Source organism: Bradyrhizobium sp. CCGE-LA001, from assembly GCF_000296215.2.
Classification (GTDB): domain Bacteria; phylum Pseudomonadota; class Alphaproteobacteria; order Rhizobiales; family Xanthobacteraceae; genus Bradyrhizobium.
Genome location: NZ_CP013949.1, coordinates 2,055,139 through 2,079,048, shown reverse-complemented (window position 1 = coordinate 2,079,048; position 23,910 = coordinate 2,055,139). Strand labels below are relative to the sequence as shown.

General features: G+C 65.2%; 23 protein-coding genes. 9 read left to right on the top strand and 14 right to left on the bottom strand.

Annotation, left to right across the window (positions count from 1 at the left end; all coding sequences use genetic code 11):
- Positions 1-67: 67 nt before the first annotated feature.
- Entirely contained in the window at positions 68-1,438 is a 1,371-nt protein-coding gene (locus tag BCCGELA001_RS09935) for an aminotransferase-like domain-containing protein (protein ID WP_008556307.1), read from the top strand.
- Between the two features lie 6 nt (positions 1,439-1,444).
- On the opposite strand, the gene BCCGELA001_RS09930 is transcribed toward BCCGELA001_RS09935, so the two are convergent.
- Positions 1,445-1,708 (bottom strand): hypothetical protein, encoded by a 264-nt coding sequence (locus tag BCCGELA001_RS09930; RefSeq protein WP_060737581.1) that lies wholly within the window; start codon positions 1,706-1,708, stop codon positions 1,445-1,447.
- Between the two features lie 230 nt (positions 1,709-1,938).
- Here BCCGELA001_RS09930 and BCCGELA001_RS09925 point away from each other — a divergent pair, with 230 nt between their 5' ends.
- Positions 1,939-2,682 (top strand): sulfite exporter TauE/SafE family protein, encoded by a 744-nt coding sequence (locus tag BCCGELA001_RS09925; RefSeq protein ID WP_008556302.1) that lies wholly within the window; start codon positions 1,939-1,941, stop codon positions 2,680-2,682.
- Positions 2,683-2,747: 65 nt separating this feature from the next.
- Here BCCGELA001_RS09925 and BCCGELA001_RS09920 read toward each other — a convergent pair whose 3' ends face one another.
- The 4 genes from BCCGELA001_RS09920 to BCCGELA001_RS09905 all read right to left on the bottom strand — a co-directional run bounded on the left by BCCGELA001_RS09920 (position 2,748) and on the right by BCCGELA001_RS09905 (position 9,294).
- Positions 2,748-4,154 (bottom strand): MATE family efflux transporter, encoded by a 1,407-nt coding sequence (locus BCCGELA001_RS09920; protein ID WP_008556300.1) that lies wholly within the window; start codon positions 4,152-4,154, stop codon positions 2,748-2,750.
- A gap of 54 nt (positions 4,155-4,208) precedes the next feature.
- Entirely contained in the window at positions 4,209-6,008 is a 1,800-nt protein-coding gene (locus tag BCCGELA001_RS09915; protein ID WP_060737580.1) for an ABC transporter ATP-binding protein, read from the bottom strand.
- A 364-nt stretch (positions 6,009-6,372) separates the two neighbouring features.
- Complete coding sequence (locus BCCGELA001_RS09910) at positions 6,373-7,959, bottom strand: DHA2 family efflux MFS transporter permease subunit (protein WP_060735179.1); 1,587 nt, start codon at positions 7,957-7,959, stop codon at positions 6,373-6,375.
- A gap of 27 nt (positions 7,960-7,986) precedes the next feature.
- On the bottom strand, positions 7,987-9,294 hold the full coding sequence (locus BCCGELA001_RS09905; protein ID WP_060735178.1) for an HlyD family secretion protein: 1,308 nt from the start codon (positions 9,292-9,294) through the stop codon (positions 7,987-7,989).
- A 187-nt stretch (positions 9,295-9,481) separates the two neighbouring features.
- Between BCCGELA001_RS09905 and BCCGELA001_RS09900 the strand changes: the two genes are divergently transcribed.
- Positions 9,482-10,117 carry a TetR/AcrR family transcriptional regulator gene (locus BCCGELA001_RS09900; RefSeq protein ID WP_008556283.1) on the top strand — a complete coding sequence of 212 codons (636 nt, stop codon included), beginning with the start codon at positions 9,482-9,484 and terminating at the stop codon, positions 10,115-10,117.
- Positions 10,118-10,160: 43 nt separating this feature from the next.
- Positions 10,161-10,496, top strand: a complete 336-nt coding sequence (locus BCCGELA001_RS09895; protein ID WP_060737579.1) for a DUF6665 family protein — start codon at positions 10,161-10,163, stop codon at positions 10,494-10,496.
- Between the two features lie 83 nt (positions 10,497-10,579).
- Here BCCGELA001_RS09895 and BCCGELA001_RS09890 read toward each other — a convergent pair whose 3' ends face one another.
- Positions 10,580-11,794 (bottom strand): extensin-like domain-containing protein, encoded by a 1,215-nt coding sequence (locus tag BCCGELA001_RS09890; protein ID WP_060735177.1) that lies wholly within the window; start codon positions 11,792-11,794, stop codon positions 10,580-10,582.
- Positions 11,795-12,121: 327 nt separating this feature from the next.
- Positions 12,122-12,970, bottom strand: coding sequence for a DUF2147 domain-containing protein (locus BCCGELA001_RS09885; RefSeq protein WP_060735176.1), 849 nt, complete (start codon positions 12,968-12,970; stop codon positions 12,122-12,124).
- Positions 12,971-13,167: 197 nt separating this feature from the next.
- Here BCCGELA001_RS09885 and BCCGELA001_RS09880 point away from each other — a divergent pair, with 197 nt between their 5' ends.
- Positions 13,168-13,914: a DUF2147 domain-containing protein gene (locus tag BCCGELA001_RS09880; RefSeq protein WP_060735175.1), complete on the top strand. Its 747-nt coding sequence runs from the start codon at positions 13,168-13,170 to the stop codon at positions 13,912-13,914.
- A 137-nt stretch (positions 13,915-14,051) separates the two neighbouring features.
- On the opposite strand, the gene BCCGELA001_RS09875 is transcribed toward BCCGELA001_RS09880, so the two are convergent.
- Together BCCGELA001_RS09875 and asd are read right to left on the bottom strand one after the other, a co-directional pair.
- Positions 14,052-14,615 (bottom strand): NUDIX hydrolase, encoded by a 564-nt coding sequence (locus BCCGELA001_RS09875; RefSeq protein ID WP_008556258.1) that lies wholly within the window; start codon positions 14,613-14,615, stop codon positions 14,052-14,054.
- Between the two features lie 67 nt (positions 14,616-14,682).
- Positions 14,683-15,546, bottom strand: a complete 864-nt coding sequence (gene asd / locus BCCGELA001_RS09870; RefSeq protein ID WP_060735174.1) for an archaetidylserine decarboxylase — start codon at positions 15,544-15,546, stop codon at positions 14,683-14,685.
- Between the two features lie 35 nt (positions 15,547-15,581).
- Here asd and BCCGELA001_RS09865 point away from each other — a divergent pair, with 35 nt between their 5' ends.
- Complete coding sequence (locus BCCGELA001_RS09865; protein WP_060735173.1) at positions 15,582-17,246, top strand: aminotransferase class III-fold pyridoxal phosphate-dependent enzyme; 1,665 nt, start codon at positions 15,582-15,584, stop codon at positions 17,244-17,246.
- Between the two features lie 142 nt (positions 17,247-17,388).
- Here BCCGELA001_RS09865 and BCCGELA001_RS09860 read toward each other — a convergent pair whose 3' ends face one another.
- From BCCGELA001_RS09860 to BCCGELA001_RS09850, 3 genes are all read right to left on the bottom strand, one after another.
- Positions 17,389-18,048 carry a hypothetical protein gene (locus BCCGELA001_RS09860; protein ID WP_060735172.1) on the bottom strand — a complete coding sequence of 220 codons (660 nt, stop codon included), beginning with the start codon at positions 18,046-18,048 and terminating at the stop codon, positions 17,389-17,391.
- 123 nt (positions 18,049-18,171) lie between these two features.
- Positions 18,172-18,861 carry a class I SAM-dependent methyltransferase gene (locus BCCGELA001_RS09855; protein WP_060735171.1) on the bottom strand — a complete coding sequence of 230 codons (690 nt, stop codon included), beginning with the start codon at positions 18,859-18,861 and terminating at the stop codon, positions 18,172-18,174.
- A gap of 34 nt (positions 18,862-18,895) precedes the next feature.
- Positions 18,896-19,948, bottom strand: a complete 1,053-nt coding sequence (locus BCCGELA001_RS09850; protein ID WP_060735170.1) for a glycosyltransferase family 4 protein — start codon at positions 19,946-19,948, stop codon at positions 18,896-18,898.
- Positions 19,949-20,223: 275 nt separating this feature from the next.
- On the opposite strand from BCCGELA001_RS09850, the gene BCCGELA001_RS09845 reads away from it, so the two are divergent.
- Together BCCGELA001_RS09845 and BCCGELA001_RS09840 are read left to right on the top strand one after the other, a co-directional pair.
- Entirely contained in the window at positions 20,224-20,940 is a 717-nt protein-coding gene (locus BCCGELA001_RS09845; RefSeq protein ID WP_060735169.1) for a L,D-transpeptidase, read from the top strand.
- 111 nt (positions 20,941-21,051) lie between these two features.
- On the top strand, positions 21,052-21,465 hold the full coding sequence (locus BCCGELA001_RS09840; RefSeq protein ID WP_060735168.1) for a c-type cytochrome: 414 nt from the start codon (positions 21,052-21,054) through the stop codon (positions 21,463-21,465).
- Positions 21,466-21,517: 52 nt separating this feature from the next.
- On the opposite strand, the gene BCCGELA001_RS09835 is transcribed toward BCCGELA001_RS09840, so the two are convergent.
- Both BCCGELA001_RS09835 and BCCGELA001_RS09830 read right to left on the bottom strand, forming a co-directional pair.
- Positions 21,518-21,790, bottom strand: a complete 273-nt coding sequence (locus BCCGELA001_RS09835; RefSeq protein WP_060735167.1) for a hypothetical protein — start codon at positions 21,788-21,790, stop codon at positions 21,518-21,520.
- A complete protein-coding gene (locus BCCGELA001_RS09830) occupies positions 21,787-22,578 on the bottom strand; it encodes a DUF899 domain-containing protein (protein ID WP_060735166.1) in 792 nt (263 codons plus the stop codon). Before BCCGELA001_RS09830 ends, BCCGELA001_RS09835 begins: the two co-directional genes overlap by 4 nt.
- A 90-nt stretch (positions 22,579-22,668) precedes the next feature.
- On the opposite strand from BCCGELA001_RS09830, the gene BCCGELA001_RS09825 reads away from it, so the two are divergent.
- Positions 22,669-23,889, top strand: coding sequence for a hypothetical protein (locus BCCGELA001_RS09825; RefSeq protein ID WP_060735165.1), 1,221 nt, complete (start codon positions 22,669-22,671; stop codon positions 23,887-23,889).
- Positions 23,890-23,910: the final 21 nt, after the last annotated feature.

The following is a 23,910-nucleotide window of genomic DNA, read 5'->3' as shown; positions in this document are numbered from 1 at the left end:
TCCTTCTCGACGATCCATACAATAATATCTTGTATCCATACATTCAAAGGATATCGGCCTAAATTGCATGGATTGGACCCCTACAATCTCGGAGCTCTCGGGCCCGCGGTACCAGCGCATCGTCGAGGCCATGGAGGCCGACATCGCCGCCGGCCGGCTGGTGCGCGGCCAGCAATTGCCGACGCAACGCGCGCTCGCAAAGGCGCTCGGCATCGACCTCACCACGGTTACGCGCGCCTACACCGAAGCCCGGCGCCGCGGCATCATGGAGGCGCGCGTCGGACAGGGCTCGTTCGTGTCGGAGACCAGCGCGCGGCGCGCGGTGGACCTCCCGCATCCGGTCGCGATTGATCTTTCGATGAACGTACCGCCGCATCCGCTGGAAGCGCACCTCGACGAGCGCATCATTGCCGGCATGGAAGCCATCCGCTCGCAATCGGGCCTGACGGCGCATCTCAACTACCAGCCCCCCGGCGGCAGCGCGCATGAGCGCGAGGTCGCGGCGCGCTGGATACGATCGCGCGTCCCGCATGCGCATGCCGACAGGCTCGTGATCTATCCGGGCACGCAGACCGTCCTGTTCAACCTGCTTGCTCACCTTGCCCGGCCTGGTGATGTTGTACTGACGGAGGCCCTCACCTTCCCCGGCATCAAGGCCGCCGCCGCGCGGCTCGGCGTCAAGCTCGTCAGCGTCGCCATGGACGATGGCGGCATCCTGCCCGATGCACTCGCAGCGGCTTGCCGCGCGCACCAGCCGAAGGCCGTCTATCTCATTCCGACGCTGCATAATCCGACCACGGCGACATTGTCCGCGGCACGGCGCGAGGCGATCGCAAAGATCATCCGCGACGCCGACACGCGGCTGATCGAGGACGACGCCTACGGGCTGCTCGACCGCTCGGCAACGCCGATCGCGAGCCTCATTCCGGAGCGGACTTATCTCGCAACCACGCTGTCAAAATGTATCGCACCCGCCTTGCGCGTCGCCTATCTGCTGGCGCCCGACAACGCTGCACAGCAGACGATGCGCAGCCATTTGCAGGCGACGGTGCAGATGCCGGCGCCGCTGATGGTCGCGCTGGTGACGCATTGGATCGAGACCGGCATCGCCGATCGCATCATCGCCGCCATCCGCAGCGAGGCAGTCGGCCGCCAGCAGTTGGCGCAACGCGCATTAAAGGGATTTCAGTTCCTGGCCAAGCCTGCAGCCCATCATCTTTGGCTGCGCTTGCCGGAAGGCCGTCCCGATGTCGCAGCACATCTGCTGCGAAACGGACTGGCGGTGGTGGCCGGCGATGCCTTCACCGTGGACGGGACAGCGCCACATGCAGCGCGAGTGTCGCTGGGTGCGGCGCGTAACCGATCGGAATTGACGGAGGCGCTGCGCATCCTGGTCGGCGCGCTGCACAAGCCTGTCGACGCCAGGCAGATCGTCTAAGGAATTCTATCGATGACGGCGGTGGCGCGAGCGAACGACAGGTGCAGCCGGTGACGGATAGCCCTGCGATGCATAGGCATCACGCGGACTACTCTGCTCACCCAGCGCGGCGCGCGCCGCAGGCGTGAGCTGGCCGCCATTCAGCACGTCACGATCGGGATGGGCGGCTTGATAGGCCGCAGGCTCCGAAAACTGCGCCTGCGCCATTGTCGGCATCAAGGCCGCACTCGACAACAGCGCGACCGCAACGGCGATGTTCGTGCGGGTCATGGTCATTCTCCATTGTCTCATTCGGGACTGGGCCGATTGAAGCGCATGGTGGCGTCTGGCAGGCCCCCTGGGATTGAAGTACGATCGTCATGTAGGCGTGTCTTCCGCAAAAGCCCGACATCGCAGATCACGCTTGCGTGCAGCGCGGATTGACCTGCACGGCAGCAAGCGTGCTATGCGGGCCACGGCGGTCAACTGTTTGGGATCTCCGTTGCGACAAGGACAACTGTTTGGAAACGCTCACCTATGCACTGCTGCTGCTCGGCGCCTTGGCCGGGGGCTTCGTGTCGGGGCTGGCCGGATTCGGCACGGCGCTGATGGCGCTCGGCATCTGGCTCTACGTCCTGCCGCCTTCGCTCGCGGTGCCCCTGGTGCTGATCTGCTCGGTGATCGCGCAGACCTCGACGCTGCCCTCGATGTGGAAGAGCTTCGACCTGTCGCTGGTGTGGCCGTTCCTGATCGGTGGACTGATCGGCGTTCCTCTGGGAACGATGATGATCGCCTCGGCCGATCCGAAAGTGTTCAAGCTGAGCGTCGGCGTGTTGATCCTGATCTTTTCGAGCGCGCTGTATCTGAACAAGAGGCCGCTCGCGATCAAGTTCGGCGGCCGGATCGCCGATGGTGCGATCGGCTTTGCCGGCGGCATTCTCGGTGGCCTCGCCGGATTGTCCGGGCCGCTGCCGATCCTGTGGGCCAACATCCGCGGCTGGAACAAGCACGAGCGCCGCGGCATCTTTCAGCTCTTCAATTTCACCGTGCTCGCCACTGCGCTGGTGCTGCAGACCGCATCGGGCCTGGTCGAGTTCAAAGTGATCTGGCTCGCGCTGATCGCCTTTCCCGGTACGCTGATCGGTGCCTGGGCAGGCGCCCGGGTTTATCATGCCCTCAACGACAAGCATTTCGGCGATGTCGTGCTCGGCCTGTTGTTCGTGTCGGGCCTGACGCTCGTCTGGAACAGCGTCGGCGCGCTCTAGCTCGGCGTCCTTTTCGTCAGCGCCATGCCCCCGGCCGAAAGCCGGGGGAGATCGACAAGCTGTCGCTATGCAGGCTCGCGGACCAGAGGCGCAGCGGGTTGGGGGCGCTCCGGCTCCGGACCCCTCCCCAGCGGCGACATTGTAAGGCGCTTGTTGAACTCGCGGCGCAGCAACCACAGGCTCAGGGCGGCTTGGAGCCCGACTGTCGCGATCGACAAGTACCAAACATGCTCCATCCGGAAGCCCGGCCAGGTCGAGAGCCAGATCGACGGCAGGGAGTAGGTGAGGACCCGCACGGCCGAGGTCCACAACACCGGCTTGGTGTTGCCGAGCCCCTGAAACATGCTCGAGCAAGTGAAGATCAGCCCCTGCACCAGCATGTTGAGCGAGACGATGCGCAGAAAGAGCGAGGCAACTGCCATCGTCTCCTGATCCTGCGAGAAGCCGGCAAGCAACAGACCCGGCACCAGTTGCGCGGGGACCAGGAACACGACCATCACGGCGGTCGCGATCAGCGCCGCCTTGACGAAGGTCTCCCGCACGCGCGCGCCGTTGCCGGCGCCGAAATTCTGGCCGGCGATCGGGCCTGCGGCAAGAGCGATGGCGAGCGCCGGCATCTGGATCAAGCCGAGGAGGCGCGTTCCGATGCCAAATCCTGCCTGCGCCGCCGGGCCGAAAACGCCCAGCACGTAAAAGCCGACGCCCATGATGATGAAGACCATCACGAACTCGCCGCCGGCGGGCAGGCCGACATTGAGGATGCGCTTCCACTGCGAAAGCCGCGGCCGCCATTGCGCGGGATGGAAGGCGACATAACGCTCCAGCTTGAGGAAGTAGGCGAACAGCATCAGCACGCCGATGAAGACCGCCAGCGAGCTGGCAAGGCCTGCTCCGGCAACACCGAGCGCGTAGCCCGTGCCCCAGCCCGCGATCAGCACCGGCGCCAGCGCGATATTGATGATCACGGAAAGCGCCTGCACCAGCATGCTCGGCCGCACGATGCCGGTCGCCCGCAACGCCGACGCCATCACCTGCGTCGCGAATTGCAACGCCAGCGCCGGCATGAACCAGAGCAGATAGATGGTACCGGCCTCGACCGTGGCGTCGTCGGCCGCGACCGCGCGCATATAGGGGCGCGACAATGCCAAGCCTGCGATCAAGGTCAACAACCCGAACAGCACTGACAGCGCGACCGCCTGGTTGAAGATCAGATTGGCGTCCGCCCGATCCTTGCGCCCCACGGCATGCGCGATCAGCGCCACCGTACCGACGCCGAGCACCTGCATCAGGGCGTTGACGAGAAAGCCAGCGTTGCCGGCCGCGGCGACACCGGCGACCGCCGCATCGCCCAATCCCGATACGAAGTAGAGATCGACCAGTTGGCAGATCATGATCGTGATCATCCCGACCATGATCGGCGGTGCCATGGCCAGGATGTGTCTCACGATGGAGCCGTTTGTCAGGTCTTTCATGTCAGTCCATCCTTGGCGACACGGCTTTGGGCCATTTGCCCGCCGCCGCGCGCCTCATTCCGCCGCTGCGATATGTCCGAGCTCCACCACCTGGCGCTCGAACAGGCCGCGATAGATGCCGCCCGGCTTGCCCGCGAGCACGGCATGCGTGCCCTGCTCGACGATCTCACCGCGGTCGAACACCAGGATGCGATCGAGGCTGCGTACCGTCGACAGGCGATGCGCGATCACGATCGAGGTGCGGCCCTTCATCAGCCGCTCCATCGCCTGCTGGATCAGCGCCTCCGATTCCGAATCGAGACTCGACGTCGCCTCGTCCAGGATCAGCACCGGCGCATCCGCCAGGAAGGCGCGCGCCAGCGCGACGCGCTGCCGCTCGCCGCCGGACAGTTTCACGCCGCGTTCGCCGACCAGCGTGCCATAGCCCTTCGGCAGGCGCAGGATGAAGTCATGCGCATTGGCGAGCCGCGCCGCCTGCTCGATCGCCTCGAGGCTGGCACCCGGCCGGCCATAGGAGATGTTCTCGGCGAGCGAGCGGTGGAACAGGATCGGCTCCTGCTGCACGATCGCGATCTGGCTGCGCAGCGAGTGCTGCGTGGCCAGCGCAATATCCTCTCCGTCGATCAGGACCCGGCCATCGGTGACGTCGTAAAGCCGCTGCACCAGCTTGACGAAGGTCGTCTTGCCGGAGCCGGAGCGGCCGACGAGGCCGACCCGCTCGCCGGCGCGGATCGTCAGCGACAGCCCGTCATAGAGCGGCGCGCGATGGCCGCCATAATGGAACGTGACGTCGTCGAACACGATCTCGCCGCCCGCGATCGCGATCGGCCGCGCGTCGGGCGCATCGGCGATTCCAATCGGCTCGTCGTGGATCGCCACCAGCTCGTCCATGTCGTTGACCGAGCGCTGGAGGTTGTTGATGTGCATGCCGACGTCGCGCAAATAGGCGTGGATGACGTAGTAGCTCGTCAGCACATAGGTGACGTCGCCCGGCGAGGCGTGACCCGACATCCACAGCAGCACCGATCCGCCGATCACGGACGCGCGCAGGCACAGCAGCAAGGATAGCTGCGACATCGCGGTGTAATTGTAGCGATACCAGGTCCGTCGCACGCGCACGCGCCAGCGGTTGATGACGCGGGCGAGCCGCGTGTCCTCGCGCGCCTCCGCGCCGAACGATTTCACCACGGCATTGCAGGTCAGCGCGTCCGCCAGCGTGCCGCCGACCTTGGTGTCCCAGGCATTGGAGATTCGTGCGGCGGGCGCGATATAGCGCGTCGAGAACACCACCGTGATGGTGACGTAGACGATCGCCCCGACCGCGATCACGAGGCCAAGCGACGCCCAGTGCACACCAAGCAGGATCATCGAGCCGACCAGCACCAGCAGCGAGGGCGCCAGCGCCATCAGGATGGTGTCGTTGAGCAGGTCGAGCGCCCACATGCCGCGGGTGATCTTGCGCACCGTTGAGCCGGCGAACGAGTTCGCATGCCAATCGGTCGAGAAGCGCTGCACGCGCGTGAACGCGTCCTGCGCGACATCGGACATGATCTTCAGCGTGAACGGCACGATGGCCTGGAGGCCGATCAGCCGCAGCACCATCGAGGCCGCGCCCAGCGCCACGATGGCGCCGAACGCCACCAGCGCCGCGTGGCGCGCATCGGGATCGGAAGGTCCGCGCGTCAGCGCGTCGACCAGATGGCCCGAGAATACCGGCATGAACAGGTCGGCGATGGTCGCACCCAACAGGCCGCCGGCCACAACGAGGCCGCGCCCCGGTTGCTTCAGCCAGTGGCGGAATACGAAGGGCAGCACCACGCGAATCGCGGCGGGCTTTTTGGACAGAGCGGTCATGACATCATCCGGCCGCATGCGCGGGCCGGCTCCATCGATGGACGCAGATCGGCAGCGAGGGCCGGAACGGCGTCACTCAAAACTGACTTTGACTTGGGAAGCTTTGACTTGGGAAGCTGAGCGATCGGGGCGCTAGGTCGAAACCCTGGCCCAATCGAAACTGGCGGAGGAGGCCTCTAGCAGGCCGCGTACATACCGAGCCAGAACGTGATCGAGGTCATCATCGAGCGCGGGCGTACGATCTGCGAATGCGACGAAATCATGCAAATCTCTCCCCGGTTCGATTGAATGAGGTGCGCTTTATAGATGTGCCGTTTGCGATTTGCAACGGGGCTCACGCGAGATCACGAACGAGTGTTGCAAATTAGTGCGCGTCGCCCCCGGCACCGAACGGCGAAGGCGGCTTTTTCAGTAGCGCGACCAGCAGGCTGAGACCGAGATAGAACAGCGCCATCACGAAGAAGGCGTCGCCGAAGCTCATCACCACGGCCTGCCGATGCACCAATTGGGACAGCTGCTTCATCGCCATCAGCGTGGAATCGCCCATTCCCTGAAACTTCTGCATGAACATGGTCAGGGTTTCGGTCGCGGTGGCGTTGCCCCAGGTCACGCGCTCCTGGAGCCGGGTGATGTGCAGGTCGGTGCGGTCGTTGAGCACGGTGTTGATGACCGCCAGCCCGACCGCGCCGCCGAGATTGCGCGTCAAGTTGAACAAGCCGGAGGCGTTCTTCACCTTGTCGGGTGCCAGCGTGCCGAGCGCGATGTTGTTGGTCGGCACCATCGCGAACATCATGCCGATGCCGCGCAGGATCTGCGGCACCAGCAGCTCGTAGAAGTCGTAGTCGCGCGTGATCCAGGTCATCTGGTAGGAGCCGATCGCGAACACGATGAGGCCGAACGCGATCATGTAGCGCATGTCGACCTTTGCCATGAGCCGGCCGACCAGCGGCGCGACCAGGAACATTGTGATGCCCGAGACGAACATGGTCTCGCCGATCATCAGCGCGCTGTAGCCGCGCACCTCGGCGAGATAGCGCGGATAGATGTAGGTCAGGCCGTAGAGGCCGATGCCGATGCAGAACTGCAGCGTGCAGCCGATCGCGAAATTGCGGTTGGAGAAGGTCCGCAGATTGACGATCGGCTCGGCGGCGGTAAAGACGCGCCAGAAGAAGGCGATCGCCGAAATCGCGCAGATCCAGGCGCAGACCGCCACGGAGGTGTCCTGCATCCATTCATATTGCGGGCCTTCCTCCAGCACATATTCCAGCGTGCCGAGGAAGCTGGCCATGAACAGGAGGCCCCACCAGTCGAAGCGCTCGAGCAGCTCGAAATGCGGCTCGTCGAAATCGACCAGCGCCAGCACGCCCAGGGTGATGCCGATGCCGGGCAGCACGTTGATGAAGAATAACCAGTGCCACGACATCACATCGGTGATGTAACCGCCGACCGTCGGACCGATGGTCGGCGCCAGCGTCGCGACGAGACCGATGATGGGACCGACGATGTGGAATTTGGTGCGCGGGAACACGGTATAGGCCGAGGCGAACACCGTCGGGATCATGCCGGCGCCAAGAAAGCCCTGGAGCGCGCGCCAGAGGATCATCTCCTCGATGGTGGACGCAAAGCCGCAGAGCAGGCTCGCGGCGGTGAAGCCGGCGGCCGAGATCGCGAACAGCAGCCGCGTGCCGAAGGCGCGCGACAGGAAGCCCGACAGCGGGATCGCGATCACCTCCGCGATCAGATAGGCGGTCTGGACCCAGGAAACTTCACTGGAGCTCGCCGACAATCCGGCCTGGATGTCGCTGAGGGACGCCGAGACGATCTGGATGTCCAGGATCGACATGAACATCCCGAACACCATGATGATGAACGCGAACAGCCGCTTCGGCGCGATCCGCTCCGAGGCCGGATCCGCCATCATGGCAGGTGAAGCGGTGGTGGCGTCGGCCATCGTCCCAACTTGCCGTGCTCGGGTTGGCTACTGCGGATGGACAGCGGGATCGTCGAGATCGACCTCACTGTCGGCGTCAGCCGCACCCTTGTTGGTGTCGACGGTCGCGTAGACCGACATGCCGGCGCGGAGCAGGTTCTGCTTGGCCACCGACTTCGGCACGCGGATGCGAACCGGCACGCGCTGCACGATCTTGGTGAAATTGCCGGTGGCGTTGTCGGGCGGCAGCAGCGTGAACACCGAGCCCGCGCCCGCCGCGATGCTGTCGACGACGCCGGAGAACTTGCGCATGCCGTAGGCATCGACCTTGATCGTCACCGGCTGGCCGGGACGGATGCGCTTGAGCTGCGTTTCCTTGAAATTGGCGTCGATATAGACGTCGTCGAGCGGCACGATGTTGCCGAGGCGCTGGCCGACCGCGACGAAGTCGCCGGTATTGACCAGGCGATTGGAGAACGTGCCGTTGACCGGCGCGCGCACCGCGGTGAAGCCCAGGTCGCGCTCGGCCTTGGCGAGCGTGGTCTTGAGTTCGGCGAGTTGCGCCTGCGCTTCGGCCTGCTGAGCCTTGGCGACGTCGACATTGCTGATCGCGACGTCGTAGGCGGCCTGCGCGGCCTTCACCGCGGCGGCGCCCTGGTCGCGTCCAGCTTCCGAGCTCTCGAACACCGCGCGCGAGGCAAAACCCTTGTTGCTCAGCGCCTGCTGACGCTCGTAATCGAGATCGGCGCGCTTGAGCCCGGCTTCAGCCGAGACGAGCTGCGCCTTGGCCTGCGCGACCTGGCTGTCAAGCGCGGCGACTTGTCGGCCGATGCGATCGATGGTGGCCTGCTGGGTCGCGATCCGCGTCGTGGCGGAATCGACCGCGATCTTGTAGTCGCCATCGTCGATGCGGAGGACGACGTCGCCGGCACGCACCGGGGTGTTGTCGCCGACAAGGACCGCGGAGATATGGCCGGCGACGCGCGCGCCAAGCATGGTGTTGTTGGCGCGGACATAGGCATCGTCCGTGGAGATGTAGAAGCGGCCGACCAGCGTGTAGTAGCCGGCATAGCCCGCAGCGGCCAGCGCGAGCACGAGGCCGAGGCCCATCATGACGAATTTGCGCTTGCCGGATTTGGGAGCGCCGGCCGCGGGCGCCGCCTGCGCAGGTGCGGCTGGTTTGTCGGTCACAGGCTTCTCCGGCACCTCGCCGGTGCGAAGCTTGGTCTCGTCGGCCGCGTGAGCGCGCAGCTGCTCGGCAGGGGGTGGCGATGTCTCGGACGCAGGATCGCGGCCCGCCTGCTCCACCGTTTCCTGGCGAAGAACGCGCGCAGCCTGGTCTCTCGATAGGGCCATAAAGGCCTCCCCACAAACACGCGACTGGGCTCGGCCTTCCTTGCGGCCGATTGCCCCCGCTACTCCAAATATCATTGACCGAACGGTTCGGTCAATCTACATAATCAACCCCACCATACGGGCCCGATCCTAGATTTGCGTTTCAGCGTTCGACATCCACGAAGAAACCCTCCGAGACCCTAAACCAATGGTTGTAACTGCCAACGAACATCTGCACGTCGTCCAGGAAGAGGACAGCTCCAAGCGCCGCCAGATCCTGGACGGAGCCCGCAAGGTGTTCATGGCGCTCGGCTTCGACGGTGCCAGCATGGGCGAGATCGCGCGCGCGGCGCAGGTCTCCAAGGGCACGCTCTACGTCTACTTCGCCGACAAATGCGCGCTGTTCGAAGCGATCCTCGAAGAGGAAGCGCTCCAGCATGGCCAGGTCGTGTTCAATTTCGATCCCGCGCGCGATGCCGATACCACGCTGAAGGAGTTCGGCCGCGCCTACATCCATCTGCTCTGCCGCCCCGGTGGCGGATCGGCGATCCGCACCGTGATGGCGATCGCCGAGCGCATGCCCGATGTCGGCCGCCGCTATTATGCGCGGGTGCTGGACAAGACCATCAACCGTCTCTCCGAATATCTCAGGGTCCAAGTCGCTCGCGGCGATCTCAAGATCGACAATTGCGATCTTGCTGCCTCGCAATTCATGGAACTGTGCAAGGCCTCGCTGTTCCTCCCCTTTGTCTTCCAGGCCGCCCCCGCGCCATCGGAAGAGCGGATGACCGAGGTGATCGACAGCGCGACGCGGATGTTCCTCGCGGCGTATAAGGCGAAGTAGCCACGCGTTGCGAAGCTTGGTGCTGCGGCACTATATTGCGGCCATGTCTCGTGATCTTCGCCCGCCGGTCGATATCCTGCATTATGAGATCGTCCAGGAACAAGCCTCGGCGCTTGGACGGATGGGCCGCGCGCTCGAACAGACGCTGGCGCGCCTGCGCGAATTCGATGCCGCGCATGCGCACGCGGAGATGCCGGCCTCGTTGCAGCCGGCGCGGCGCAAGCTGGTCGCGGAAGCCGGCCAGGCGCTCTGGATGTTCGTGGTGCAACGCGAGGCATCCGGCTTGCGTGACAGCCGCCATATCATGCGGACCTACAACGTCCCGACGGAGGTGCAGCGATGCATGGGGCTGGCCCCCGCGCCGTGGAGGCGGACGTAGATCGTAGGGCGCATGAGCACAGCGATATGCGGGATTGTCCCGGATATCGCTGCGCTCATCCGGGCTAGAAGGAAAGCGTCCGCCTATTCGTCGATGTAGTCGTCCTCCTCGCGCTTGCGCGAGGTGCTCTTGCGCGCGCCGAGCGAGCCGGTGACGGAGGGATCGCGCGCATTGGCGTAAGGGCTGCGCGATTGCGCCCGCGCGGCGACCTCGTCGCCGGACACCGCGGCCGGCTGGCAGATCAGGCGGCGGCTGGCGCGGCGCATCAGATCGACATGGATGTGATCGTAGTGAAAGACGTTGGAGCCCGGCGCGAGCACGGTGGTGAAATGTGCGCAGGCCCCCGCCTGCACGTCGCGCAAAAATCCCTGCTCTTCCGGCATGCCGCGCCAGCCGTCCTTCACGGTGACGCGGCGGCCGTCGGCGAGCACGAAGGCGGAGATGTCGAGCGCATTGCCGAAGGCGTGCTCGGAAATGTGGGCGCGCGAGTTGCCGTTCATGCCGCGGCAGGAATAGGCCGAGATCTGCTTGATCTCGGCGACGCGGACGCCGAACCAGCGCATGGCCGAGGGCTGCACGGTGTCGGCGAGCCAGCGGTCAAGCTCGGACACGATCGGACAGGCGAGCGTCGCGGTCGGCTTGATCGCAACGGGACCGACGGCGGCAACGGCATTGCCCTGCGCGGGGCCGAGACGCGGCAGCGGCCGCTGCGCGGGCGCCTGCGAGTAGGGCGCGGGACCCGCCGGCCGCGCGGGATAGCTCGGCGCATTCATGTAGCGCGAGGCCCCCGCGGCATCGGTGCCCTCGGGCGGCAGATCGATCTCGTCTTCCTGCGGCGCGACGCCGGGCGCGTTCAGCGACATCGGCCCCGACGAGGTCCCATAGCCGGACGGCTGGCGCACCGCGCTTCCGGGATAATTCGACTGTGATGGATAGGAGGAGGCCGGATAATCCTGGCTCCGCGGATAATTCGATCGCGGCTGCGTCACCGGCCAGCGCGGCTGGCTGCCGATGCTGCCAGGCGGACGCAATTGCTCGTCGGCAAAGCCATAGGTGCTCGAGGCTTCGCCGATGGCAGCGACCTTGAGTGGATATTCGGCGCCGCATTGGCCGGGGCCGGAAATCGGGTCGATGCGAACAATGTCCGCGCTCTCCTTGATGGCCCCCGATTTCAGGCACGCCGCCTCCGCCTCGGCCCGCCATGGTTCACGTTCGGCCTGGAAGAAGCCGCGTCCGCAACCCGCTAGCGAAACAAGGACGATGGAGCCGACGAGATACAAACGAACTCCGCGCGTCATGCACGCACGTTCGGTGAATTTACTTAAAGACTCTTCAACGTGTCGATTTCAACCTTCCTTAACCATGCCGGCCGTGCACGCCGAAACGCCTGAAAGTGCCGAGCGACAGCAGGGCTGACTTTTTCGTCGAGAGACATTCTGTTAACCATAAAGTTCGCGCAAGGCGGCGCGACAGCGGGAGCGATCTCATGACGTTCGCCGGCAGACTGAGCGTTATCACCGCGTACCTCGCGATGGCTTTTGTCGGCGCCATCGTGCTCGGCATGATCTAGCGATCCATCAAGTGCTGGCTCTTCTCCCCTTCGATGCGCGGCATATCGCGAAGAGCTACGACCGCGCGTTCCATTGCCGCGAGGTCGTGATCATCTGCCCTCGCGGCGCCTCGACCCGCGTCCAGTCGTTGCCGGAGCACCAGAAGCGGCCGAACGCGCAGGCTTGGACGTGCAGCTTGCCGGAGCTCTTCAGCGTCATCGTCGCATAATAGGTGTTGCCGCTGGAGCGGCTAAAGATGCTGCCGGTCCAGACATCGTGCTTCTTCGGCTTCATGTTGACGAGCACGCTCTCGCCCTTGCTCGACGATTCCGTGAGCGCAAAACCGCACAGCGCCGGTCCGCAACGCTCGATGCGAACAGTGCCCTTGGCGCGAGAGCTCTCCCATTCGCCCAACGGCCTATAGCGCTCATCATCGTTGGGCTGCGCAAGCGCTGCGGTCTGCGCGATCTCTGGCTTCGGCGCGATGAGTGGTTGTTCGATGCGCTCCAGTTCAACCCGCGGCGGGTTGGCGCTGGGCGTCTTCAGTCTCGGCGGCTCCAATTTCGGCGCCGGCGGCGGCACGACGGGCTGCGAATTCGTTGCGGCAAGGACGGGAGGCGCCGGTGGCGGCGCGGCCATGGTCGCTTCCGGCGGCCGGACCCGCGGCTCAGCACAAATCGGCTGTGGCGCCTGAACGACCGGCGTGGGCGCCGGCTGCGCCGCTGGTGCCGGGCTGACGTTCTCAGACGCCCGGAGGCTGCGGTTGGAGATCGACACACAGGAAGCGGATCGGCAATGGCGGGAGGCCTCGACATGAAAGCGATGGCCGCGGATCGAGAAGGAATAGGAACCGGCCTCGGCTGCGGGCGCAATCGCCATCAAGACGATCAATGTGCCAAGCGAAGTCGCGGCAAGCCGCTTCATCGACGTCTCCCTCTCTGTCGCAGCGACGTTAGCCAGACGAGGGCCGGCCGAATGTGCGCCGGCTCACGCAGGCGACTGCAAGCCGTTGTGACCTCCGTCACGGAAGCCGCGACGGCCCCGGCGTAGGGTCGCACCACGCTTTCATTCACCGGCCGCATCAGTCCAAGCCCGGGACCGCGCCATTTTCGGAGGTTGTCATGAGCAAGCTCACCATCGCCGCCACCGCGCTCTTCCTCGCATCCACGGCTGCCGCACATGCCGGCAACACGATCTCGTTCCAGATCGAAGGCCAGCAGATCCGCATCGAGACGCCGCGCAACTGCGCCTCGCTCAATTGCGTGACCATCGTCGCGCCGGGCCTGTCGGACAAGCCGATCAAGCTGAACAACATCAACCTCAAAGGCCTCGGCGGCTCCAAGGACGATGACGTCGAGCCCGCGCCAGCTCCGGCGACCAATGCGCAGCCCGCACCCGCTCCGGTGCAGCAGCAGCCTGCGCCGCAGGCGCCGGTGCAGGCGACCGCGACGGCTGCCGCCCCGTCCGCCAGCGTCGACAACACGCAGCCCGCACCTGTCGCCGCGCCCGCTCCAATTGCCGCGCCTGCTCCCGTCGCCGCTGCGCCCGCGCCGGCCCCGGTTGCCGCCGCGCCCGTGGCGGCCGCCAACTCGCCGATCGGCGTGTGGGCGACCGAAGAGAACAAGGGCAATGTCCGCGTCGAACAGTGCGGCGTCAATCTCTGCGGTTATGCCGAGAAGACCAACGAGCGCATCCTGATCAACATGAAGCCCGAGGGCTCGAAATGGAGCGGCCGCATTCGCGATCCCAACTCCGGCCGCAATTACGACTCGACCATCGCGATGAAGGGCCCGAATACGATGCGCGTGCAAGGCTGCGCCTTCGGCGGCATGTTCTGCGGCGGCCAGACCTGGAAGCGCGTGAGCTGACGTTGGCTGGCTATCCTCATCTTCGTCATGCCCGGGCTTGTCCCGGGCATCCACGTTCTTGGTGTCGCAACAAGGCGGGATGTTTCCGCAAGGAACTCTGGATTGCTTCGCTGAGCTCGCAATGGCGCCGTGGAGGCTCACGCCTCCCCGCGCAGCCAGGCCCGCACCTTCTGCAATAGGCCGTGCCGCAATTCGTCGACCGACGCAGCTTCAGCCGGCGTCAGCGTCTGCAAGGCCGCATCGAAGTCCTCGGGCGCCGGCGTCGGCTCGGGAGCGGCCGCAGGCACCAGCCCCGCCGCCGCCAGCGCGATGGGGCCAATTTGTGTGAGGAACGCGCGCTCGTATTCGCGCGACAGGCGCGCGATGGCATCGTCGAGCGTCAGCCAGTCCACCGCCTTGATGTCATTCATCAGCTTGCGGACCGGACCGCCATCGGCCTCCATGCGCCAGAAATGTACGACCTTGCTGCGCCCGCCGGACTGGTAGACCAGCGTGCCCAGGAATTCGTGGATGGCGACGTCGTGGCCGGTCTCTTCCAGCACCTCGCGATGCGCGGCCTCCTTCGGAGTTTCGCCGTCGTCGAGCTTGCCCTTGGGCAGGACCCATTCATTGCGCTTGCGCTGGCGCACCACTGCGATCAGCGGCGTCGCACCACGCCGCAGCACAATACCACCCGCCGCCATCACCGGCGCCCGCGCCATCGTCCGATCCGTCGTCGTAGAATCGCCCCCACGGGCGATATAGGCGGCGGACGCGGCGGATTGAAGGCTAGTTTCGCTTCAACAGCGCTTGACCTGCGCGAATGCGCGTGCCCTCGGCAATACCGTCGCAGAAGGTGAAATCACCGGGCGCCAGGATGATGATAGTCGAGCCGTGCTCGAACCAGCCGAGCTCCTCCCCCTTGGTCACGTCGACGTCGCAGGGAAAATTGACCGGGCCACGTGTTTGCGCGTTCAGCACCATGTCGAGGAAGTGCAACCGGATGCTCGCGACCAGGATGGCGGCGACCGGCACCAGCGTCACCGCCTCACCGGACGAGAGATGCGTGCGGATCACCGCGCGCTCGTTCTTGCAGAACAGACGTTCCACTCGTTTGAGCGCGATCGGGTTGACGTTCCAGACGTCGCCATGGATCAGCGTCACGCGTTCGATATGCGCGTCAAAGGGTGCATGGAAGCGATGATACATGCTCGACGTCAGCCGCAGCGTGACGAAGCTTCCGTTGCGGTGTTGATCGACCAAGGCTGAATCGCCGAGCAGATCGAGCAACGAATAGGGCGCGCCCTTGACCTGAAACAGTTCGGTGTCGGCGATCTTGCCGTGAGCTCCGACGATGCCGTCCGAGGGGCTCGCCACCACTGACGGATCCGGATCGAACGGCCGCAGGCCCGGCTTCAGCTCTCGGGTGAAGCAGTCGTGCAGACTCCTGAAATGCGTCTTGCGCGCCTCCGACAAATCGAGATCGGAGAACAGTTTCCACAGCGCGATCGAGAAATCCCGGACGAAGGGATTCTCGATCTTGGAGAACCAGCCCATGAAGCGGGTCAGGGCGGCGCGGGGGATGCGGTTGGTCAACAGGAAGTTGAGGTCTTCCTGCTGGGTGAAAGAGGCGATGAGGGCTTTGACTGTCATGAATCTGTCAGCTCGCAGGGTTAGCGCTTGTTGTCATGGAAACGACACTCCCGATTCTCTCGATGTCCGTGGCCGCCGCAGCGTCCGCTGCCGCCGTCTTCCCGAAGCTCAAGGCGCGGGTCGAACTCTCCCGCGCCAAGCACCGCTCGCTCGCCGGACACTCCAAGATGTCGCGGCGGGTGGCAAAGCTGCTGCCGTTCTACGAATTTAGCGGCGACCAGTACTTCGGCTGTGACGGCGCGCCCGCCAACGTCGTGATGCAACGCAAGGACGCCTTCTTCCGCCTCGCCAGGCTCTACGCCGAGCGCTACCCCAAGGGCCGCGCGATGACGAAGGAGGCGGCGGAGACGATCTCCGACCTGAACTTCACGGAGAGCTACCGCGTGCCGTTCCAGTTCTCGCGCCTCGTCCGCGAGCATCTGGGCACCTCGACCTTCATGGAATCGTCCAGCGGCGTCACCGTCACCGATGTCGACGGCAACAGCTTCTACGACCTCACCGGATCCTACGGCGTCAACATCTTCGGTAACGACTTCTACAAGGAGTGCATCGAGGGCGGCGAGAAGCGGGCGCATGCGCTCGGCCCCGTGCTCGGCCCCTACCACGCCGTCATCCTCGAGAACGTGCAGCGGCTCCGCCAGATCTCGGGCCTCGACGAAGTCTCGTTCCACATGTCCGGCACCGAGGCCGTGATGCAGGCGGTGCGGCTGGCGCGCTACCACACCAGGCGCAGCCATCTCGTCCGCTTTGCGGGGGCCTATCATGGCTGGTGGGGCGACGTGCAGCCCGGCGTCGGCAATCCCATCCCCGCGCACGAGACCTACACACTCGCCGAGATGTCGGAGAAGACGTTGCACGTCCTGAAGACGCGCAAGGACATCGCCTGCGTGCTGGTCAACCCGCTCCAGGGCCTGCATCCCAACGGCAACGCCCCCGGCGATTCCTCGCTGGTCGATTCCTCCCGCGGCGGCCATTTCGACCGTGCGGCGTACACGGAGTGGCTGAAGAAGCTTCGTGAAGTCTGCACCGAGCGCGGCATCGTGCTGATCTTCGACGAGGTGTTCGTCGGCTTCCGCCTCGCCGCCGGCGGCGCCCAGGACTATTTCGGCGTGCGCGCCGACATGGTGACCTACGGCAAGAGCCTCGCCGGCGGCCTGCCGGTCGGCGTCGTCTGCGGCAAGCGCGAGCTGATGCGCCGCTTCCGAGACGATCGCCCCGCCGACATCTGCTTCGCCCGCGGTACCTTCAACTCGCATCCCTATGTCATGACGGCGATGGACGAGTTCCTGAGCCGCCTCGCCAGCCCGAATTTCCGCGCGGTCTATGAGAGCCTCGACGAGACCTGGAACGGCCGCGCCGAGAAGCTCAACCGGATGATGACCGATGCCGGCCTGCCGGTGCGCTTCGCGAATTTCTCCTCGATCTGGACGGTGAAATACACCACGCCGTCCCGCTACAATTGGATGCTGCAATATTACCTGCGCGCTGAGGGTCTGGCACTGAGCTGGGTCGGCACCGGACGGCTGATCTTCAGCCTCAACTACACCGACGCCGATTTCACCGAGGTCGCCGAACGCTTCGTTCGTGCCGCTGGTAAGATGAAGGCCGACGGCTTCTGGTGGCATAACGGCGTGCTCACCAACAAGAACATCAAGCGTCAGATCCTGAAAGAGATGCTGGCCAAGCGCTTCGGGCGCTGAGGCTGATTTCCGCAATACCGTCATGGCCGGGCTTGTCCCGACCATCCACGCGTCTCCACACGATCGCTCCAAGACGTGGATGCCCGGGACAAGCCCGGGCATGACGTAGATCATGAACATTCGCGATCCGACGACGGCCGTATCAGGCGTGCTGCTCTTCGAGCGTGGGCTCGCCGATCAGGCCCAGCGTGTGCTCGGGGTTGAGGTGCAGGCCAGGGTCCATCAGCTCGCCGCGCATCAGCGCCAGCGGAGCCTTGCGATAGAGCATCAGATCGTGGAACGGGTCGGTCAGGATCTTGGTCATCCAGACGAGGCCGGTCTCGACGTCGCGGATGAAGAACAGATGCACGGTGCGGAACAGAAGACCGCCGCCGCCGATGAAGAGCCAGATCTTGGCCGTCTGGCGCATGAAGTCGGTCGCGCTCGCCCAGGGCGTGAACAGGCCGAACAGCGTGGGATCGACGAACAGCACGAGCGGCGAGAGCGCCCAGATCGCCATCAGCACCACCTTGCGCTGCAGGTTGTAACCGACCTTGATCTCTTCCTTGTACTCGTGCGTCGCCTGGTTGATGTGATCGTAATCATGCGGCTCGAAGAAGAAGTGACCGGCCTGGCGCGAGGTCATCGAGACCAGCCAGCCGACCAGCGCAGAGATCACGGGGTCGATGAAGAGCCAGACATAGGCGAAGAGAAAGCTCAGCGCGCTGACGAAGTGCAGGCTCTGATTGATGCGGCTGTGGTGATAGTAGCGATGGTCGTCCCAGCGCTGGATCCGCAGCTGCTCGAGATAGTTCTTGATCATGCTCTCCCCCAAAAATGCTTTCGGGTTCAGGATTTACAGGGATTCGATGTAGGCCGTGTGACATCATCATTTTGTCATATGACGATGTGCAGCGGCGCGATGACGCACGAGGGACGCGTAAGCTCACGCCGCTTTGGCGACGTCGACCTTGCGGAAGCGCACCAGCGAGAAGTGCCCGAGCGGCGGGATCAGGCGGCGCTCGGCGAGCTCGATGCCGCGCGCGCCGGCCAACCATTTAGCGTAACGCGACCAGGCGAACTCGGCGGTGCGGAAGCCGAGCGGACGCACCACCGGCTGGAGCTTCTGCTCGATGAAGCGGCGCATGCCGGTGTCGGCGCTGACGCGGGTGAGGATGATCAGTTCGCCGCCGGGGCGCAGTACGCGGGCGAACTCGTCGAGCGCCTTCTCCGGGTTCGGCACGGCCGTCACGACATATTGCGCCATCACGACGTCGAAAGAGTTGTCGGGAAATTCGAGCTTCTCGGCGTCCATCACCGCGAGGCCCTCGACGTTCTTCAGATTGCCTTCGCTGACGCGGCGCCGCGCCTTCTCCAGCATCGCTTCCGAGATGTCGGTGCCGAAGATGCGCAGGTTGGGCGCGTAGAGCGGCAGCGAGATGCCGGTGCCGACGCCGACCTCGAGCACGCGGCCGCCTATCTTGTTGGTGGCTGCGATCGCCGCCTGCCGGCCCTTGGCGAACACGCCTCCGAACACGAGATCGTAGACGGGCGCCCAGCGGTCATAGGCCTGCTCCACCGTCCCACGGGTGAGGTCGAGCTGCTGAGTGCCGTCAAGGTTCATGATCTTAGCCATCGATGAGGTTCTCGCTGTGGTTCTAATCTTGGGATCAACCGCGGACCGGCCGCCGCGCCATCCGTGGCGAGGCGCGCAAGGCGCGGCTGGGCTGAAGTGAGGTGAGATTGCCGACGAACTGGCGCGCGCTGTTCTCCCAGGAGCGCTCCAGCGCGAAGTTGCGGCAGGTCTCGCGCGACATCGCGAGCGCACGCAGGCAGGCGGTGCGCAGATCATGGTCGATGGCACCGATCGGATGATCGGCGATGACGTCCTTCGGACCCGTCACCGGAAACGCCGCCACCGGCGTGCCGCAGGCGAGCGCCTCGAGCTGCACCACGCCAAAGGTATCGGTCAGGCTCGGAAACACGAACACGTCGGCCGCGGCGAGATGCGCGGTGAGATCGGCGCCCTTCTTCTCGCCGAGGAAGATTGCGGCGGGATATTTCTTTTCGAGCGCCGCTTTCTGCGGACCGTCGCCGACGATGACCTTGGTACCGGGCAGATCGAGCGAGAGGAACGCGTCGAGATTCTTCTCCACCGCCACGCGCCCCATCGTCATGAAGATCGGGCGCGGCAGGTCGAGCTGCGCCGGAGCGTCCGGGTGGAATAGCTCGGTGTTGACGCCGCGCGTCCAGAAGCCGAGCCGCTTGAAGCCGCGCTCGGACAATTCCTGCCGCAGCGAAGGCGTCGCCACCATCGTCATCGCGGCGGCATCGTGGAAGTGGCGCAGCACCACATAGCCGACGCCCGCGGGGATGCCGGTCCGCACCGAGACATATTCAGGAAAGCGCGTCGTATAGGAGGTGGTGAAGGCGAGCCGGTTGCGGCGGCAATAGGCCCGCGCGGCCCAGCCGATCGGGCCCTCGGTCGCGATGTGCAGCGCGTCTGGCGCGCACCTCTCGATCCGCCGCGCGATCTCCTTCGCCGACGGCAGCGCGAAGCGCAGGCCGGGATAGGTCGGCAGCGGCCAAGACCGAAAGCCGTCTGGGGTAAGGAAGTCGATCTCGACATCGAGGGCCTTGGCCGCGTTCGCCAGCGAGGTCAGCGTCCGCACCACGCCGTTGACCTGCGGATGCCAGGCGTCCGTCGCGATTAATACCCGCATGGGAAAGTCCCGAGAGTTTGATGATTCTCAGGCACCGACCATCAACGAAGGATATTTCAGGCGTGTGACGTCATAGAAATGTCCGCAGGCTGTTTTGTTCGTTAACGCCCCCGGCACGGCCACGAAACTGTCATGAAACAATTCTTGCCGCGATGAAACCGTTTTCGGTTTTCCGCGCAAATGTCCCGAAACGACTTGCCGTTAATGATTTTACGCAACGGAGCACCGAAACGGTGCCGCGGTGAGCAAAACACCGAACAAACAGGGGCGATCAAATGTTCAATCTGGACACCTTCAAGACCTATTCGCGCGCCGTTGTCGTCGGTGCAGTCGCGATCTCGGCCATCGCGTTCGCAGGTGCGGCCAACGCCGCGCCGGTGCAGATCTTCCCGTTCTTCCAGCCGCTGCCGCCGATGGTCGCGCCGCAGCCGTTCCAGCCCTATCAGCCCTATCAGGCGCCGACCTACCAGACCGAGCCGTCCGAGGATCAGGACGCAGTCGAGATGCCGGCCCGCTTCCGCCGCCAGACCGTCGCTTACGCGACGCGCGAAGCGCCGGGCACCATCATCATCGATACGCCCAACACCTATCTCTATTACGTGCTCGGCAACGGGCAGGCGCTGCGCTACGGCATCGGCGTCGGCCGCGACGGCTTCACCTGGTCCGGCATCCAGTCGGTGAGCCGCAAGGCCGAGTGGCCGGCCTGGACCCCGCCGCCGGAAATGATCGCCCGCCAGCCCTATCTGCCGCGCCACATGGCCGGCGGCCCCGGCAATCCGCTCGGCGCCCGCGCCATGTATCTCGGCGGCACCATCTACCGCATCCACGGCACCAATGCGCCCGAGACCATCGGCAAGCGCGTCTCCTCCGGCTGCATCCGCATGACCAACGAGGACGTCACCGATCTCTACGCCCGCGTCAATGTCGGCACCAAGGTCGTGGTGCTGCCGATGACGGAGCGCAGGGCGGAACTCGGCAGCGCAACACGCTGAGCAGAACGACATTCTGACGCGAGCGGCCCCGGAACCCACCGGGGCCGTTTTCGTTTGCCCTCGACACGCCGAGACGCGCTTGCTGCGGCGCGGTCCGCAATGGAGGCGCACATGCAATCACGCCCGCAATCCTCGCCAAGCCCATGGCTGCACGGCATCGCCGGCGGAGCACTAGCGTTGCTGTTGTTCGCGCCCTCTTCGCTTGCGCAGCAGCCGGCAAGCGACGAGGCAGGTCACCAAGCCTTCAACAATTCCTGCCGCACCTGCCACTCCATGAAGGAAGGCGACAACCGCCTCGGCCCCAACCTCAACAAGATCGTCGGCCGCAAGGCCGGCTCGCTGCCGAACTACAACTATTCCTCGTCGATGAAGGAAGCGGGCTTCAACTGGGACCAGGACAAGCTCACCCGCTTCATGGTGAAGCCGGACGAGGTCGTGTCCGGCCACAAGATGCAGCCTTATGGCGGCGTCTCGGCGGAGGAAGCGGCGAAGGTGGTGGCTTATTTGCAAACCGCTTCGCAGTGACAGCTCCGGCAAATGCCGGAGCCGTGGCTGTGTGAGCCGGTGGTCACCATCCTTACAGGCTCGCTCCGCCGCCGCCCGCAATCAGCCGCAGCCACGCTCCCGAATGAAACGCGCTCATCAACAGATACATCGGCACCATTCCGCCGAGCTCGGACCCATGTCCGGTGGCGCAGAGCGTGTCCGCCGCGCCGCTGCCGGACAGAGCCGTCGCCGCGGCCATGATCGCGAAGGTTGGCGTCGCCGCCAGCCCCAGCCATCTGGCGAGATGGCGCGCGGCGGCGACGCCATCACGGCTGCCGGCGGCCGTGCCGACGGAGCAGCTCATTTCCGTTCTCCCGCGGCCTCCTCGCGAAAGGCCTTCTCGCCGGCGTCCGAAATCTCGACCCATTTCTTGTCGGGCGCCGCGCCTTCGGCGTAGCTGTCGTGCCAATTCCACCATTTGTAGGTCGGCGTCTGCGGATAGCCCTGCGGCGAGTCCTCCCACACCTCCTGCCGGCCAAGCGGGGTGATGTCGAGATAGTTCCAGGTGCCGCCCATCTGCTCGTCGCCGCGGCTCTTGACGAAATAGGTGCGGAAGATGCGCGTTCCGTCACGGAAGAACACGTTGGTGCCGTGCCATTCGTCCACGCCGAAATCGGCATCGAAGCTGTCGGTGATGGTGACCCACGGCATGGTCCAGCCCATCCGCTGCTTCAGCCTGATGATGTCGGCCTGCGGCGCGCGCGAGGCGAACACGAGCGTGGTGTCGCGGGCATTCAGATGCGCGACATGGGCGACCTGGTCGGCGACCATGGAGCAGCCGCGGCAGGCGTGATCGGGCCAGCCGAACACGCCCGGCTCGAAAAACGCGCGGTAGACGATCAATTGCCGCCGGCCCTGGAATAGGTCGACCAGACTGACCTTGCCGCCGGGGCCGTCGAACGAATAGGTTTTGTCCACCGCCATCCACGGCATGCGCCGGCGTTCGGCGGCCAGGGCATCGCGGGCACGGGTATGGGCCTTTTCCTTCACGAGCAGCTGCAGACGGGCGGACTCCCAGTCCTGCGGCGACACCACCGGCGGCGTCTGCATGGCGGGCTGCCCATTCGTCCCTGCGTTTTCAATTGATGTCATGTTGGCTCTCCTCATCTCCTGCTTCGGCCGTCAACGATTTCTGCCACCGCGCGGTTGCGCGGCGGGAGTAACAAGTGTGGCGGGATTGGCATGGAATCGCTGATCACCGCCGCCGCGCGTGCGCTGGAGGCCGGCGATCCGCTGGGCGCGCTGAACCGCATTGCGCTGCGCAACGATGCGCCGTCGCTGGCGCTGCGCGGCATCGCGATGGCGCAGCTCGGCGATCTCGCCAAGGCGAAGACGTTGCTGCGCAGCGCCGCGCGCGCGTTCGGTCCGAGAGAGGCGGTGGCGCGCGCACGGTGCGTGGTGGCGGAGGCCGAGATTGCGCTGGTCTCGCGCGATCTGAATTGGCCGGTGAAGGCGCTCGCAGCGGCACGCGCGACGCTCGAAAAGCACGGCGATCTCGCCAATGCCGCCCATGCGGGACACATCGAGGCACGCCGTCTTCTCCTCCTCGGACGTCCCGACGAAGCCGAACGGACGCTGGCCGAGCTGGGCGCCTTAATCTTGCCACCGGCATCGCAGGTCGTTCGCGAGCTCGTGGTCGCCGGCATCGCCATCAGGCGGCTCAAAACGAAAGACGCGCGCGCAGCGCTTGGCCGCGCAGCCCGTGCGGCGCACCTTGCCCGCATTCCCGCGCTTGCTGCGGAGGTCGAGAGTGCAAGCCTCGTGCTCGATACGCCCGCGGCGCGCCTGATCGCGCGCGGCAAGGAGCGCCCGCTGTTGCTTGGCGAGGTCGAGGCACTGGCAGTATCCAAGGCGCTCGTCGTGGACACCTTCCACTACAGCGTTCGCAACGGAGGCATCTTCGTGTCGCTCGGAACGCGGCCGGTGCTGTTCGCGCTGGCGCGGCATCTGGCGCAATCGTGGCCCGCGGACGTGTCCCGGGAGGCGCTGATCGCCGCAGCGTTTCGGGCAAGGCACGCTGATGAATCGCATCGTGCCCGGCTGCGCGTCGAGATCGGCCGGCTGCGCGCCAAGCTCAAGCCGCTCGCGGATGTCACCGCGACCAAACAGGGGTTTGCACTGACGCCGCACAAGACGCGCGACGTGCTCGTGCTGGCCCGGCCGTTGGAGGAGAAGCACGCCAGCATCCTCGCCCTGCTCTCCGACGGCGAGCCGTGGTCGAGTTCGGCGCTCGCGCTGGCGCTGGACACGAGCGCGCGGACGGTGCAGCGCGCGCTCGACGAACTGGCGCGATCGAGCAAGGTGCAATCCTTCGGGCACGGCCGTGCGCGGCGCTGGATGACGCCGCCCGTTCCGGGTTTCCCGACAGGCTTGTTACTCCCCGGCCCGCTCCTGAAGACCTAGGATCAGATCAGGTCACATCCA